A 15,504-nucleotide genomic window follows, 5' to 3' on the forward strand; every position below is an offset into this window, starting at 1 on the left:
TTAAGCTGATGCAAATGACTAAATTACCTAGATGGGTTTTGACCGGCCTGTCAATCTTTTCCTGGCTGTTTGTACAGAATGCGAGTGCCCAGAATGGTCATGCTTCGGATTCTTTAAAGATATTTTCGATCAAGGATCTTCAGGAGCATGTTTTGCTGAACAATCCGGTCGTGAAACAGGCCGAACTGTTGAGTGAAGCGGCGCGCGCAAGGGTAACGCAAGCGCTGGGCAGTTTTGACCCGAACCTGAAAGCAGCCTTCGACAGGAAGCATTTTGGCGGCACGGATTATTATAACCGCTGGGCCAGTGAGTTGAAAGTCCCGCTATGGCTTGCCGGAGCTGATCTGAAAATCGGGTTTGACAGAAATGTGGGTACTTACACCAATCCTGAAACCGCTACTCCGCTGCCGGGCCTGCCCGGGGTAGGTATTAGTGTGCCGATCGGCCAGGGACTGCTGATCGATGCGCGGCGCAACACCCTGCGGCAATCGCGGGTGATGGTGAATTATGCCGAAGCAGAGCGGGTCAATGAAATCAATAAGGTCTGGTTTCAGGCTGTAAAAGACTACTGGAACTGGTTTTATGCGAACCAGCAATACGACCTGATCCGGCGTGGCGTCGAGCTTGCCAATACGCGGTACATTGCTACGCGTAACCAGACTTTGTTTGGCGACAAGCCCGCGATCGATTCCGTGGAAGCTTTTATTACGGTCCAGGAAAGGTCGATCCAGCTGGCCAGGATTGAGATCGAGGTTCAGAATACGAGACTGCTGGTATCGAACCATCTTTGGGATGAGAAAGGAAACCCTGTGGAATTGCCCGAGGATGCGGTGCCCGTAAATGCGGACTCGGCCATAGTGGAGATCTCGGCCCGGCAACTGGATACGCTGCTGAACAGCGCCGAGGACAATCATCCCAAACTTCAAATGCTGCGCAATAAAGGCCTCCAGCTTGATATTGAGAGGAATTACTTGCGCGAAATGCTGAAACCCAAGCTGAATGTGAGCGGCTCGCTGCTCACTACCCGCAGGGATTTTACTTCTTACGTACCGGAGTATTACGATATCGGATGGAGCAATTACAAGGTCGGATTTGACTTTTCATTTCCGCTCTTCCTGAGGTCTGCGCGTGGCAAACTGAATGAGGTAAGGGTGAAGCAAATGGACTTGAACCTTAACCTGCGAAATGAAACGCGGGTAATCCTGACCAATGTCCGTAGTTCTTTTAATGAGCTGAAAGCATACCAGGCCCAGCTGGCGATCCAGACGCAAAGTATCACGAACCAGGAAATTCTGCTCCGTGGCGAGCTGCAGAAATTTGAGTTGGGCGAAAGCACGCTGTTTTTGATCAACAGCCGTGAAACAAAGCTGATCGATATGATGATGAAACGGGCAGAGCTTGTCACCAAGTATCAGCAGTCATTGGCAGACCTGTATTACAAAGCGGGTATTCTTAAAAATTAAAAAAACACACTTCACAGTGTGATAGCATTGCAAGGCCATAATTTTTCAGCTAAGGCTGAAAGGCCTGCCTTCTTTATGCATTTCCCTTTTGATGCCTGCTAAAACATCCTGCAGGCAGATCTCCGATTTGTTCTTTTCAAATGCTTTCAGGCAGGCATACTGGACAATGTTAATAATGTTCCCACCAGAAACTTCGTATTTCTTGACCAGCTCGGGAATGTCCATATTTTCCGAAAAATCTATCGACTTCGGAAAGGACTTTTTCCAGATCAGCAGGCGATCATCCTCGGTAGGCAGGTTGAAATGCACGATGGCATTGAACCTGCGGATAAATGCGTCGTCAATATTATTTTTCATATTGGATGCCAGTATGATCAACCCGTCGAAGTCTTCCATCCGCTGCAACAGATAAGATACTTCCTGGTTCGCATATTTGTCATGTGCGTCCCGCACGCCGGTCCGTTTGCCGAAGAGTGCGTCCGCTTCGTCAAAAAACAGGATCCATTTCTTGGCTTCGGCCCTTGCAAACAGGTTTTCGAGGTTCTTCTCCGTTTCTCCAATGTATTTTGAGACCACCATGGACAGGTCTATCTTGTAAACATCCCGGCCGGTGAAGTTTCCGAGCAGGTTGGCGGTGAGTGTCTTGCCTGTACCGGGGGGGCCGTAAAATAATACCCTGTATCCCTTTTTAAACTTGTTTTTCATTCCCCATTCATTCAACAGCCTTTCGGAATGTAACAGCCAGTGTTCCATTTCTTTCACCTGGACCAGCACATCTTCGGCCAATACCAGGTCGTCCCAGGTCAATTCGGTTTGGATCAGCCTTGCGGGAAAGTTTGAACTAAAATGCGGCTTTGAAACCTTTCCGGTAGTGAACAGCTCCACATACTCTTGCGAAAGTACAAGCCTGCCGCTCATCCGCGGTTCGCCAGGCGGCACATCTTCCAGCGATACTATCCGGTTTTTGCCAAATAAATGTTCAGCTTCGAACAACCGCTGCAACTGGAACCGCCGGTGGAAATTTTCTCCGGCCAGCAAAAAAAGAGCAGTCTCTCCGGTAGGCATAAAACCCCGGAAGTTTTTCCCCCGCATACCCCCGATAGCCGGCAGATCAACGGAATCTTTGAGCATTTCCTGGATCGCCTCGTCGTACAGGTCCGACTTTACATGGGGCGTCAATGCAATCCAAAGCAGTATGATCTCCTCAGCGTCCAGGTGGTACTTTGCTGCAAATTCGATCAGATGCAGCTGCCATGAAGCAGGCTGGGGAAATACAGGCTCATCCAACGGCGCGCCCTGCAGCATGCCGATCCGGTATTGGACCAGTTCCCGTACGAATGCCAATTCCGCCGGCAAGGTTTGTATGATGTTAAAATCGACCATTTAAGACTGTTTTTCTTTGTCGTTCTTTTGCCGCTCGTCGTTGGTGGAAGTTTGTTTGTCTTCCTCCGGAGTTGCCAGCTTCTGTATCGTTTCATCTTTTTTGTCTTTCACAGCATCCTGTTCAGCCAGGGCAGTTGCCGATTGCTCGGCTTCTTTCTCAAGTGCATCCCCGCCACCGGGTGTGTCATCTGATTTCGCCTGGAAGAAGGCATTTTTAGTGCCATTCCCATTTGATTTCTCGCTCGTCTTGCTAAAAAATTTGCCCCGGTCCCTGGACTGGTCGCTCTCGTTCTGTTGGGTGTTTCGCTGACGATATACCCGGCTTCTGTATGACATAATTTTTGGTTTTAACTGTTATAGAAAATAATGACCTGATCCGCCTCCTAATCTCGTATTCCCCGCACGATACAATGGTTGTCCTCCCGGGCTTCGGTAAGCAAGTAATGCGGCCCGTATCTTCGCGATAATGGCCGCTTCACCGGAGGAAAGATCGGCCCTGACGGCAGCCTGGTTTTTTGAAGCCGGGGCGGAAGTGCAGATATTGAGAAATGTAGCCTCATATTTTGCCGTATCTCTCTTTGCCGCCAGCAGCGTTGACCAGTAAAAAAGAGGCCCTTGGTTCACATGCCCCGATGCGGCAGTCACATATCCCGGTGCCGGGGCTGCCCGTATGATCTCGTCCATAAAATACCTGCCTTGTGCTGCATAGGCGCCTGTTTCGAGATCCAGCGAGTCCACTAACTGTTCTGTCGACCTGCTGAGATCATCTTCGGCATGTGTGAGTTCGTGAATAATTAGGGCCCGGGTCCCCAGTTCGAAGATGTCGATGTTTGTCGGCAGATAAATGGTGTTCGCCTTGCTGATATCTTCGTCTGTGGAATAGTTGTAAGTAGCATCCCCCGTCTTATTCAGTCTCCGGTAAACGGAAGGTATGAGCGCATCCACTTTCAGCTTACCGCTCAGTATATGAGGGGCAGTTGAATGCCCTGATTTTCTCGCGACAACGTAGACGATCCCTGCCATGATCTGATCGCCGGGCGTACTGTCCGCCGCTGCATTGACCATGGCCGTGAGGACTTCGGGCAGCGGGATGACCGGACTGCTGAAACTGGCGTGGATTATCAACCTTTCGGCCTGCTCGCTGAATTGTTTTCCCCCGATTTCCCTGATACGATCCTGCGCAGTACGATTCATTGCTTCTACAGCTTCTGTCAATGTTTCTCCGGATAAACCGAACAATGCTGATGCCAGTCGGGATACGGGGTCTGCCAGTTCGGGTGGGAGCCCGGCGCGATCAAAATTGATGACATAGGCTTTATCTGCTTCCAGGATATTACGCATCGACAGGATCAGCGAACCGCCGCGGTGCGCCTGCATCAGCGCAACATTTACGGGGTTTCTCATCGCAGCCATCAGCAGTAGTTCTGCATGCAGGACAGATCCGTTCCGGCGGATCGCATCTTTCCTCAACTGGCGGATCTCTGTATCTGATAATGTTCCCCTGGAAACGAACCGCTTGACCATGTTGAAAAAACCGCTGCTCAGGCCGTCGTGTCCCGGATTGAAGATGTAATTGCCGGTATATGTGGTGCCAGTCGGATCTTGTTCGGCCACGCGTTTTACCGGCTTTCCGTGACCCTGCTGCAGCACGTGTGTCAGTTCATGGGCTAGCAGCTTCCTTCCTTCCGGAGAGACTGGGTCATATTTGCCATGATTGAAAAATATGTGGTTTTCATGTGTGAACGCCTGCGCGTTGGCCTCACTGGCGAGCGCAACGGCCTCGTTGTCATAATGAACTTTTACCTGAGAAAAATCTGCGCCAAATTGCCGGCCCATTTCCGCTCTGATCTCGATTGGAAGCGGTAGTCCATGCCCCTTGGCTGCTTCCATTTTATCGGCAAAATCATCCGGCACTGCGTAGCCATGTTCACCGGGTATTTCTTTTTTGAGTACGAGCGGGTCGCTTGACGAAGGTGCCGGTGTGGAATTTACGGAAGAGGAATTGGCTGCCGGACTGCTTGAACCTCCAGTGCCGTTTGCCGTCGCGTCCAACTCCGCTCTATCGCCTGGACCAAGGGTAGGGCGGTAGGTCATAAAGTCGCTGATGATCAGTTGTTTCTCACTGGGATTGAAAGTCGTGTCGATCTGCAGCCACTTTAAAAAGGCGTTGTATTCCTCTCTTTCGTATTGAATGATCTCTTTCTTTAATAATTCTTTAAGCTCCGGTTTAAGGGTTTTATGTTCGTTTACTACTTTCCACCCTTGTATCCTTTTGGTAAAATAGTCAGGGCTCATTGTAGAGTTGAAAGCGAATACTTCGTTGATGTGCGCACCGCGATAGGCCGCCGCCAGGCCATCCTTGATCCTTTTTTCCGTTTTGGCGTTTTCAGCATTGGGATCGGGGCCTTTGCCGTTAATGCCGCTGTCTACCCCGCTTTTGTACGTCTCTTCATCTTTGGCATGCTCGTCTATTTTACCTTTCAGGCCGGCACCCACATCATCAGGTTTGAGACTGTTATTTTCTCCGAATTTGAGTGGTACCAGCAGCGCGCCGTCAAACCAGCTGAAACTATACTCACCTTTCAGATCGTCGGGCTTCCAGGTGTGTTCCCATAATGTGACATCGGTAACCAGCAGGTTGAGATATACTTCCACGCCCACTTCCACATCGTAACCAATCTTTGACTTCACATCGAATTCCATTTCAGCGGTTTTGAATTCGAGACCTTTGTCTGCCGAGAATCCTGCCCCTACCTTGGCCTTTGCAGTGGCATCCAAAGCAGTCAGTTTTAAATTCACGCGGCCTTTGCCCTTGATACCCGCTATCAGAACTTCCAAGCCTGCACTCGCCTCGATAAACGCATCCACCCCGGCCTTCACGCCCGTGCTCAGCGAGATATCTGAGCTGACCTTGGCTTTGCTCAGGTCGTTTAAGCTTACAGGCTCGAGCGTGACATTCGTGCCTTTGCCCAACGTAAGCCCTTTGAACTCATAGAATAAACCAACGCCCGCTTTCAACTCCAGTACGACCGAAGCAACGCCGCATGAAGCAACCGGTATTTTCTGGCCGAACGAAAAGATTTTAAGGGACGGATCGGTCTTCATATTGGCCGATTTTCCATCAACAATGCTTTTATCTTCTTTAACTTCAACCTTTCCCCCGATGATAATATCGCCGTCTTTCGTGATCTTCACCAGCAGCTTGCCGTCCACCCCTTTTACAATATCCAGGGTTACCTCGCCGGAGGCGTAAAAGGCCAGTTCTTTGCCGATCCCTTCCGTCTTTTTACCTTCCGCGTCCAGCACGCCGTTGGTTACGCCCAGGTCGAAATCCCCTTTAATTTTGCCTTTTTCAAAATGCACTTTGGCCGACACGTCGAATATTCCTTTTGCGAAACCAGCCTTTACTTCGGTGATCTTTAGCCCTCCAATATTGACATTCGGGTTCAGCGTTCCCTTGATGCTGACATCCCATCCTGCTTCACCTTTTTCAAAAACCGCCTGCACTTTGGCATCGGATTTCAGTTTGCTGCCGAACTCGATGTCCCCGGCGATCAGGATACCGCCATTATCCTGTTGTTCTACTTTAATACCGATCTCTTTTACCCCGGGAATGTTCAGTTTTGCCTTGCCATCACCACCGACTTTTTCATCTGCGTATTTCGCGTTAATGGTAAGTGACTGTACGCCCGGGATCTTTTCTTTCTGTAATGTTACCGAACCGTCAAACTTAAACTCCTTATCGATGTAGGATGCTTTGATCTTCGATGTGAAAAGTGCCGGATCGAACTCGAAACTCCCTTCAATACCGAAACCTTTTCCGGAGCTGGCGATGCCTTTCAACTGACCTTTACCAATCTTTGTCAGTTCAAAATTCATATTTCCTTCTACGCCCAGCCCCTTTTGTGTACTGGCAAAAATGACCAGACTTACATCGTTAACCACAAAAGGTTTTGGGAACTTGTCTTTGAAATCGCCCAGTTCCAGTTCTTTGCTCACGGTGAAATCATCACCGATAAGACTGAAAGATATAGGCGTTTTATCGATGATGGGAATATTGGTAATGATATTCCCGGTTAAAATAAACCCCTTGGTTTCGTGTAAGCTGAACTCGGTAATCACAATCGGACTGAGACCATTGAACTGAAGAAAACCTTCAAGGCCTTTGTCTGTGGTGGTATTAAAGTTTAAATAGCCCGCATTGGTCAGGAAAGGAAGTGAAGTGAACGGGACAGTAAATTCTCTGTCCTGCCTTAAAGACTTTGTCAGTCTGGTGTTAATTTTGAAAGTGATGGATTTCTGCTGATCATCGAAGCCCGTCAGATCTATGCCGGGCAACCAGTCCTTTTTTGCTTTAAACGGCAGCTTGATCTTGATCGGCGTACCCCCATCCTTTCTCATGTACAACACGTACTCTTTCCCGACTTCTCCCTGCGACGCCTTGATCTCCTGATCGGTCATGCTGCGCAGTTGCTCCAGATGGCTTACATTCTTTATTTCGCTGATCTTCCAATATATCCCGCCCTTGTCACTCCCGGTATGCGGGAGGTCCCATCCGTCAATCTGATGAAAGTGCGTTATATATTTTGAATTGAGAGTTTGTCGGGACGGTATGTTCGGATATTTTGTCGTCAATGCGTCCCGTGCCGCGTCCATTCTCCGAAAACGTTCCCTCATGATGGCACTACCTGAATTGATGTTTGCGTAGGCATCCATCAGTTCAAAATTGTTTTCGGTATTGTCCCCACCCAGCTGAACTTCTACAATATGGTCCACCTGGTGTATGGTAGGATTGCCGAACCGGCTCCATTTCGGATTGATCGCGGCCTCTTGTATCGTCACCAGGTTTCCAAAGAGGCGGAAATCAGAGTTTTTTGATTTGAGGAAGTAGATATCCTCATCCCCGTGTTTGGTTTTCTTTTTATCGGTCAGCCAGGAACCGGTTTTATTAAATACGTCTTTACGGACAAATTTATCCCATACTTCATTATGGTTCCATGCTGCCGGACGTGGTGACAATGAATGTAAAGGTGTCGCGAACTTTTCTTTGTTTCTGTTTTTAAAAGCCGGCAGTTTGACCTTGTCCACATGAAATTCCTTGGCAGTCTCATTAAAGTCCGGAACCGGTGGCGTGGTAGTGGCTGTTTGCGTATTGGTTCCATTCCCGTTTCTCTGCACTATTTTCCGCTGTGCCGAGGCGCCCTGCTGTATCGTATGCGTCAGCTCATGTGCCAGCAAATGCTGCCCATCCTTACTCGCCGGATTGTATTTGTCCCGGTTGAAATAGATATCCTTTCCATGCGTAAAAGCCTGCGCGTTGAGCGCGTTGCTCATATCCGCAGACGAATGATCGTGATGTATGCGCACATCGCTGAAATCGGCCCCCATGGCCGAACCCATGGAGCTTTGCAGCTTCCCGGGAAGCGGGGCGCCCTTGCCTTTGCTGGCGGAAATAGACTGTTCTACCGAAGCGGGGGCGGTGGCAGGCTCACCATTCCCTTTGCGCTGCAATTTTGATTTTTTCTGAACGGCACCACCCGAGCCGAATGCGGTGAAAAAACCCGTATAGGTGCTCAGAGGCCTGGTGTTTTCTTTCACCTCGCTGTATAATCCGCTGTTTCCGTCAATGCTGTGCACATTATTGCCATCCACTTTTACAATGATGCAATGGTGCTGATAGGGCTGGTCTATATAACCAATATCACCTGGTTGAGGACTGGTTGTCTGTTGCAGCGTCCCGAAAGCCGAAACTCCCTTCCCGATCTGCCAGGTCCCGATATCTTTCCCGGCCCGTTTGTGCGCCCAAACGGAGAATATGCCACACCAGGAGGGCATTTTTACGCCCGCAGTCTGAATCACCGAATCGTCCCAGACGCCCGGTGCCGCTAAATGGAAAATGTCGAGCAAATGTTTCGCCCCGACCCGCTGACTTCCCTCTGCATGCTTGGCCTCGATCTTCCCGATCATCGACCTGGCAGCCGCCACTATGGATTCACGCGAGCCGTTTCCGTCAATATCTTCTCCCAGCCGTTGTATGCCTGCGGGTTTCAGAAACACGTAATCGCCTTCTTCACGCTCTCTGCCAGTTTGCGATGGTTCTTTTTTGGTTTGGACTGATGCTCCGTTCGGGATCGTGCTCACGGCCTTATCAGCCATCTGATCGGCCTCCAGTTCATAAGGATCGTCTGGTGCACCCACTGCCAATTTGGCCTGCACGTGATCTGCGACCTGCTCGGCTTCCTGTTCCAGCGCGTCATCTGCTTTTCCGATCGCCAGTTTTGTTTGTATTTCATTGTTGTGTGCAAAAAATGAAGCGGCCGCCGGAGCAGTGCCGCCGTTCTTTTCAAAAAACGGCGTGCTGCTTTTCGAAGCGGCTGAGGAGGATCGTGCTATTTCAGAAATTTTACCCATAAGAACTTTTATCTCCAATCCACACGGATCAATTTTTCAAGCCAGGGGAGTTTGATCAGACTTAAATTCCAGGGGAGCTGGTCCAGTAACATATCAATGCTTTTGGACTCTATCCTGAACGTTATCCCGTTTTCACCAAACTGCAGCTTTCCATTTCTTGCCAGAAAACCTTCCCTCAGACCTTCCGGGGACGTATTATGGATGATCTCCCACTGTTCAATGGCTGCATGCATCATGTTCAGGCCTTCTTCTTTTTCAGCGTCTGTCAGAAAAAACGACTCATCGCCGACGGTTTCTTCGGGTCGCATTCCGCAAAGTACCTTAGGCACAACCAGCTCATGGTCAGTTGCCGCCGTTTTACCTGTCGCAATGAAATACAGTAACACTATTGCTTTCCCCCGGCAATCATGATCCCTGAAATCCCCGTTGTCCAGCAAGTGCAGGCGGTTGAAAAGCTGTGTAAAAAATACATGGAGCAGGACCAACCCCGCATACTGACAGAACAGTCCTTCCTGAGTGATTTCCTGGTGGTCCGGGATAGCTGATACGGCTGGTGTCCGGTTTTTTTGCGGTGCTGTGTCAGCCATATTGATCTCAGCTTTCCCGGCGGCATATTGCGTTAATACGCTTTTCCAGATCTGTTGTGTTTTAATCTGTTCTGCAACAGGGCTGGCGTCAAATTGTTTCGCTAGCTCTCTCACCATTTCAACGAGGTCGGGGTGCCGCCTGGCTGTGATGATCTCTACCAGCTTTTGCAGGAATTCTTCACGGTGCTCCCGAACGAGCCTGGCCAGAAACCAGGGGTTAGCGGTGATCAATGCCCTGGTTTTGCTGATCATTACATGGTCAATAGCCAGTTGATGGAGCACGTGTTCAGGCCATTTTTCGTCAAAAGTGACTATTTCCCAGGGGAGCACACCTTTTTCCATGTAATGCAGCCAGTGCATACAGGCGTTCTCTTCCCGAGTGCTATGCTTTACAAAAACACTGGGGGCAGACTCACTTCCGGATTGGGAAAGTGTCTTCGCGAGCGTCTTTTTAACGATCTGATAAACAGCGTCGGCGCCAAGTGTGAAGCAGTTGTCTTTCCAGCCGAGATCGCCCAGGTCAACCTCGAACCGGTCGATATGGGTAATCTCATTTTCGGAAGACAGTTCATCAAACAGTTTTTCCAGAGCGGGTGCGATACACTGGTAATAGTAATCACTGCTTTGCCGCTGGACAGCGAACGCATCCTGGCCCGCATCCAGTTGTAACATGATCACCTGTTTTCTGATCAAATGCTTCATTCCTGACTATCGTTTTCCTGTGTTGCCAGCGGGTACTTATTTTACACTGGTATCTTCGACTGCAATCCTGGGATCACTTAGGCGGTTGACGCTTCGTTTTCCGGGTTGCTTCCTTTTGTTTTTCATCTTTTTTACCCAATGGCTGTTCCTTTGGCCGGTCTTTGGGTTCTTCATTAGGCTGATCTTTTGGTTCCTCCCGGGGTTTCTCCGCCGGATCCCTTTCTTTCCTGCCGCAGTAATCCTCGAAGCAATAGATCTCATTGATCTGGTCGACGAACCCGAGCGGCCGTAGGATCCGGTCTTTTTTATCCCAGCAGTCCGGTTTCGCCGGCTTGGGATCTTTACAGGGAAGACATTCCGAGCATTCGGGAAGGCAATCGTAGTACGTGTTGAAAAGCAGATCGATCAAGTAGCAGAGTGAAAAATTGGTATTGCAAGCCGCATATCCTGCTATCCATCTCTGCCAGTCGAACATGGTGGATTCGAGCCGGCAAAAATCAAAAGGCCTGAGCCAGATAATCCTCAGCAGCACATGTGCCGGTGCTTCGCGGTACAATAATTTCTCAAATAAAAGCCGCTGTTTTTCGTCCCTGAACCTTTTCCCCCAAGCTGGCAGGAATATCGTTGCGATGAATGAATAGGGGTCGGTGCCGGGTTTGAAACAAACGTGCAGATCTCTGCCCTCACATTCCGTGTCCTCCTGCACCCAATGCGGGAAATCGCAGTCTGAACCACAAGCGGCCAGCTCGCGTCTGCACCTGCAGTCTTCCTCCTTGAACGGGCGGAGCAGGATATGCTCGATCAGGTGCAAACCCTGGATATTGATCAGCCTGTTGGCCCGGTCCACTGCTTCGCAATCCGCCTTCATGGTTGGATAGCATTGCGGATTGATGGCAATGATGTCGGATTCAAAAGGGTTTTGATTACTTCCTATTAACGACGGATTGAAACTATGGAGGGCGATGCCGTAGCTTTTATCGGTGCAGTCGAAAACGAGCCGGTAGTCTTTCTTTTCTTTAAGGATATTCCAGGCTTCCTGCAGTGCCGAGGCGGCCAGGCTGCAACTAGTAAAACAGCATACGCTTTTCCAGGCGATATGGCATAACCCTTTTCCTTCACTTTTACCGCATTCACTGAATCCCGGATATTTGATCTCGATACAATACTTGAACCTTTCCGGCTCGCCTTTGGGTGTTTTTAGCTTTGTTCTGACAATAGGGAAGTAGCAAGCCCAGTTGGCCAGTTCTTTTTCCCACGCCTTGATCCATTCGGCAGCCTCGTCATCGGAAAGCCCGGTTCTTTTTTCAATCGACCGGATGGTGATGTTCTGAGACAGTGTTTTTGTTAAAAAACCGATTTTGGGACTGTATGAAGTGTTGCTGTCGTCTTTTGCCAGGAGTTCGGCAAGCGTGATGAAGATATCGCACCGGTCCTGACCGGGGATATTGTCGAGGTCGAGCCTGGCGAACGGCTTGCCCTCGGCGTCGAACAGATCTCCATTGATATGAAAGAAATAGGATTGTTTGGCGACAAAATCAGATCCCGTTTTGAACAGTTCGTTGACTGCTTTTTTCCTGATTTCCTCTGAATCGTACTGACAGGGATGTTCCAGCAATCCACGTCCGCAGGTCACATAGAATGAAAAGCATTCTTTGTTGCGCTGGTATGTCCAGAATGCCTTTTCTCCCTGGGCAGCGCAGATAAATTTTTCAATTCCCAGTGGCCCCCAGGCGTCCTCCATTGTTTGAAAAACATCGGTACTTTGGGCCAGCACTTCGCGCATGAAAATCCTGAAAGAGAACTGATGGACAAAATGATCTTTTCTGAACTGACCGGTGCACGCGCAATCTGCATCATAATTGCCCGGATAATTTACCAGCATATTAAAAAATGCAAATTCTTCGAAGAGCTCCTCTTTGGTGTCGAAATGCGTTGTACTGATCCAGTTGCCCTGGATATTGTCGTCCAACGGCAGATTGAAATAGTATTTGATATTCTCCGGTTTGTTTTCTTCCCCCGGCTCAGGCTTTTCGTAATCCGTGCAATAGATTGATGCATACTGAATGGAAGTGATATCGATCTTCCTGAAAGGATAAAGCGCCAATTGTTTAACGAGCTCATCCAGCCAGGCGGCCCCAAAAACGTTTTCCAGGATCACTAGGGTCTCTTCCGGGATAAAGGCGATCGTTTTGTCGGAAGCAGGTTCGCTGCCGGAGATGATATACGTTCCGTAATTTGATTTTTCCGCTGCGTAGGTCAGCAGGTCGATCAGATTGTTTTCAAAGGCCAGCATTGCTTCCTCCGCCGAGCCATATTTTTCTATGCCAATGAACAGGCTCAGCTCACCGGATATCCCTTGCAGATTATTGACAGGAACTACGAAACTGAAAACCCCCTGACTTACCTCCTTGAAATGGTCCTGTTCAAAATTTATCCGAGGAATGCGATCGATCAATTTCCTTGTGAACTCCGACAACGGCACCCGTGCGGCCAGCGCAGCGGCTTTGTCATTGAAATTCATGGAAAACATAGCGGGTACATGCTCCTTATCCACCAGCCTGTACACGTAGCCTAGTTTGTTTTCTTTATCGTTGTTGGTGCTGAAAAGGGCCTTTTTACCGGATCCCGCGGCTTTCAGAAAGTCTGTTCCTTTGAGCAGGGGATCAAAAAAGTAGGTTTCGTCAAATGGCTCTACCACGAAATGGCAGAGGCGATTCTTTTTACCGGAGTAAATCCCCGCAATCGCCTTCACTTTCTTCTCGAACCCGGAAACATTGTGATTGATCAGCCCGTCCAGCAAGTAATTATATGCACGTCCACGGTTCCGGCTCAGGTCGGGATATTGGGAGAGGTAGTTTTCGGCGGCATAAATGTCGCTGACACCCGTGGCGGATTTCCAGTTGTAGATCACAAAGTCGGAAAACTGCTCTGCAAATCTTGACAACAAATGAGTTAGAAACCCTGTCCTACGTTTCTGGTACAGATCTTCATCTTCCACCAGGATACCCAGGTAATCGGTATAGGTGATGAGATTTAATTCCAGGTTGAAAGTGAACTGACTCGCGGAGGTGACCAGACTTCTGTAATTTTTCTCAAAAACACCCGAGTACTGGATACTGGATGCATGTTTTTGAGCATCTTCTTCGGTATCAAACACTTTATTGCCAAGCATCAGAAAATCGCCGGCAGACGAAGCGATCGCATAGATCCATTTCAGATCCTGCGCCTGCTTTGTGATCCCCGTTGACTCTCCTTCATTGATCAGATCATTCCGCAGCAGGTCGGTCGCTTCATATACATCAAAAAGGCTGGGGAAACTATATGGAACGAAACCGGCGATCAGCGTTGCGGCTGGCTGGGCATTGAATACGGTAGTGGCCCACACAGCTTTGTCTACCGGAAACGCGAGCACCGTACCCGCAGGCCCCAGCCCGTTACCCTCGCCAAACCGCAGGAGCTTGTCCATTTCGGGAATAGTGGTGATGGTGTTCAGGAAATAGGTATGCTGGGACAGCAGCGTGGCAGGATGGGAAAATGAAAAAAGTTGCCGGATGTTTTGCAGCTGTGACAAGTAATTGGCCAGCATCTGATCAAAAAACATCAGGTATCCGCGCAGTTGCAGCATCTGCGCCTTGCGGAGGTCGGTAACATCCTCGGGAAGGTCGCCGTCGCCGATTCCATAAACTGCCGGAAAATCATTTTGAATGGAATAGTGCTCGCCCAGGTCCGGATGGTATTGTCCTTTCGGTAATTCTGCATCCAGATAGGGCGAAGGCATTTTGTACAGGACCTTCCCATTATAAAGCCAGGCCAGTTCCAGTTGGGTATCGTATTGCTCCTGGTCGAATGTGATCGGCAGACCGTTCATCGTGAATTCAAAGCCGGAGCACGCCAGTGAGAATACCGGCACATGGTTTTGGGGGAGATGGAATACCCAGTCCGAATTCTTCTGGCCATCTGTTGCAAAGCAGGCCTTGCCGCAATTCCTGAATTTTAGCCTGCTTACCTTTCTCACACCTTTTACATCAAAAATGGTATGATAGATATCCGAGGTATGGATCTCTTTTTTCAGTTTGATCGATTCCAGCTCGTCCGTATCAATGAAACCGTGACTTTTGGGGCTGAAAGGCCTGCCTGCAAATGCTTCATCCATCGACCGGCCTTTGCTGAGGAGCTGATCCAGTGTATAAAATTTTGGCGTTGCTGAAAAATATTCACGGAGCTGATTGGCTACCTCCAGATACACCTCTTCCACATTTGCCCCCGCTTCCAGTTCAATTGTTGCGCAAACGCCTGCATCCAGTTTGCAGAGGATGTATATATCGGCAAAGTCCTCGCACAAATTGCGATGCGCCATCAATACTTTTCTGACATCGCTGGTAATTTTGTTAATAAATTTTTGTCTGTCGGATTGCTCAACGGCAGGGTCTTCATTTTCGAAATCTTTGTCAATATCTACTTCCGTATCGATGTATACATGATAAATACCATTCAGGAATTCCTCACAGCTGGCACGGCCAGTGTTATTGTCGTCGGGATTTTTCCGGCGGCAGATATCCGTGATGTCATGGGCGGGTTCGAGCCAGGCATTCCTGATCCCCGGAATATCTATGAGCAGCTTCCGGTAATCATTGATCGTCAGCGGATTGTTGGTGAGTATCTGTGCAGGCGTGAAGAAGTTATCTTCGGGGGCAAGCAATGCGGGGTCCGTTGCAAGTATGTCGGCTACCGGCAAACTGGTGCGGTATCCCAGGTCGAGCATTGCATAACACAATTCTTCCAGTATGGTAATGCCCGGGTCATGCAGGTTATGATCACTCCATACCTTACCTGAAAGCTGTCCCAGATATTTGATTCCTTCGGCGCGCAGTTTCTGGAAGTCGAGATAATCCGGGAACCCCGCATTATTCTTACTGATGGTCAGCGCTTGTTCTATATCTCCAATCATGAATAGAATG

At 49.2% G+C, this 15,504-nt stretch carries 6 protein-coding genes; 1 reads left to right on the forward strand and 5 read right to left on the reverse strand.

Going from position 1 to position 15,504, the window contains the following annotated elements:
• The first annotated feature begins 14 nt into the window (after positions 1-14).
• Positions 15-1,463: a TolC family protein gene (locus FBF61_RS14930; RefSeq protein WP_138478524.1), complete on the forward strand. Its 1,449-nt coding sequence runs from the start codon at positions 15-17 to the stop codon at positions 1,461-1,463.
• A 45-nt stretch (positions 1,464-1,508) separates the two neighbouring features.
• On the opposite strand, the gene FBF61_RS14935 is transcribed toward FBF61_RS14930, so the two are convergent.
• The 5 genes from FBF61_RS14935 to FBF61_RS14955 form a co-directional block, all read right to left on the reverse strand.
• Positions 1,509-2,846 carry an ATP-binding protein gene (locus FBF61_RS14935; protein WP_138478526.1) on the reverse strand — a complete coding sequence of 446 codons (1,338 nt, stop codon included), beginning with the start codon at positions 2,844-2,846 and terminating at the stop codon, positions 1,509-1,511.
• Positions 2,847-3,182, reverse strand: coding sequence for a hypothetical protein (locus tag FBF61_RS14940; RefSeq protein WP_138478528.1), 336 nt, complete (start codon positions 3,180-3,182; stop codon positions 2,847-2,849).
• An 18-nt stretch (positions 3,183-3,200) separates the two neighbouring features.
• Positions 3,201-9,257: an eCIS core domain-containing protein gene (locus FBF61_RS14945; protein WP_138478530.1), complete on the reverse strand. Its 6,057-nt coding sequence runs from the start codon at positions 9,255-9,257 to the stop codon at positions 3,201-3,203.
• A gap of 8 nt (positions 9,258-9,265) precedes the next feature.
• Complete coding sequence (locus tag FBF61_RS14950) at positions 9,266-10,546, reverse strand: contractile injection system tape measure protein (protein WP_138478532.1); 1,281 nt, start codon at positions 10,544-10,546, stop codon at positions 9,266-9,268.
• 73 nt (positions 10,547-10,619) lie between these two features.
• Positions 10,620-15,494 carry a hypothetical protein gene (locus tag FBF61_RS14955; protein WP_138478535.1) on the reverse strand — a complete coding sequence of 1,625 codons (4,875 nt, stop codon included), beginning with the start codon at positions 15,492-15,494 and terminating at the stop codon, positions 10,620-10,622.
• Between the last annotated feature and the right edge of the window lie 10 nt (positions 15,495-15,504).

This window comes from Dyadobacter bucti, from assembly GCF_005869225.1.
In the GTDB taxonomy this organism is placed as follows: domain Bacteria; phylum Bacteroidota; class Bacteroidia; order Cytophagales; family Spirosomataceae; genus Dyadobacter; species Dyadobacter bucti.

What these genes read in the sequence shown, in the direction of transcription:
- FBF61_RS14930 (WP_138478524.1), top strand. Translation starts at nt 15, where the DNA reads ATGACTAAATTACCTAGATGGGTTTTGACCGGCCTGTCAATCTTTTCC.
- FBF61_RS14935 (WP_138478526.1), bottom strand. Translation starts at nt 2,846, where the DNA reads ATGGTCGATTTTAACATCATACAAACCTTGCCGGCGGAATTGGCATTC.
- FBF61_RS14940 (WP_138478528.1), bottom strand. Translation starts at nt 3,182, where the DNA reads ATGTCATACAGAAGCCGGGTATATCGTCAGCGAAACACCCAACAGAAC.
- FBF61_RS14945 (WP_138478530.1), bottom strand. Translation starts at nt 9,257, where the DNA reads ATGGGTAAAATTTCTGAAATAGCACGATCCTCCTCAGCCGCTTCGAAA.
- FBF61_RS14950 (WP_138478532.1), bottom strand. Translation starts at nt 10,546, where the DNA reads ATGAAGCATTTGATCAGAAAACAGGTGATCATGTTACAACTGGATGCG.
- FBF61_RS14955 (WP_138478535.1), bottom strand. Translation starts at nt 15,494, where the DNA reads ATGATTGGAGATATAGAACAAGCGCTGACCATCAGTAAGAATAATGCG.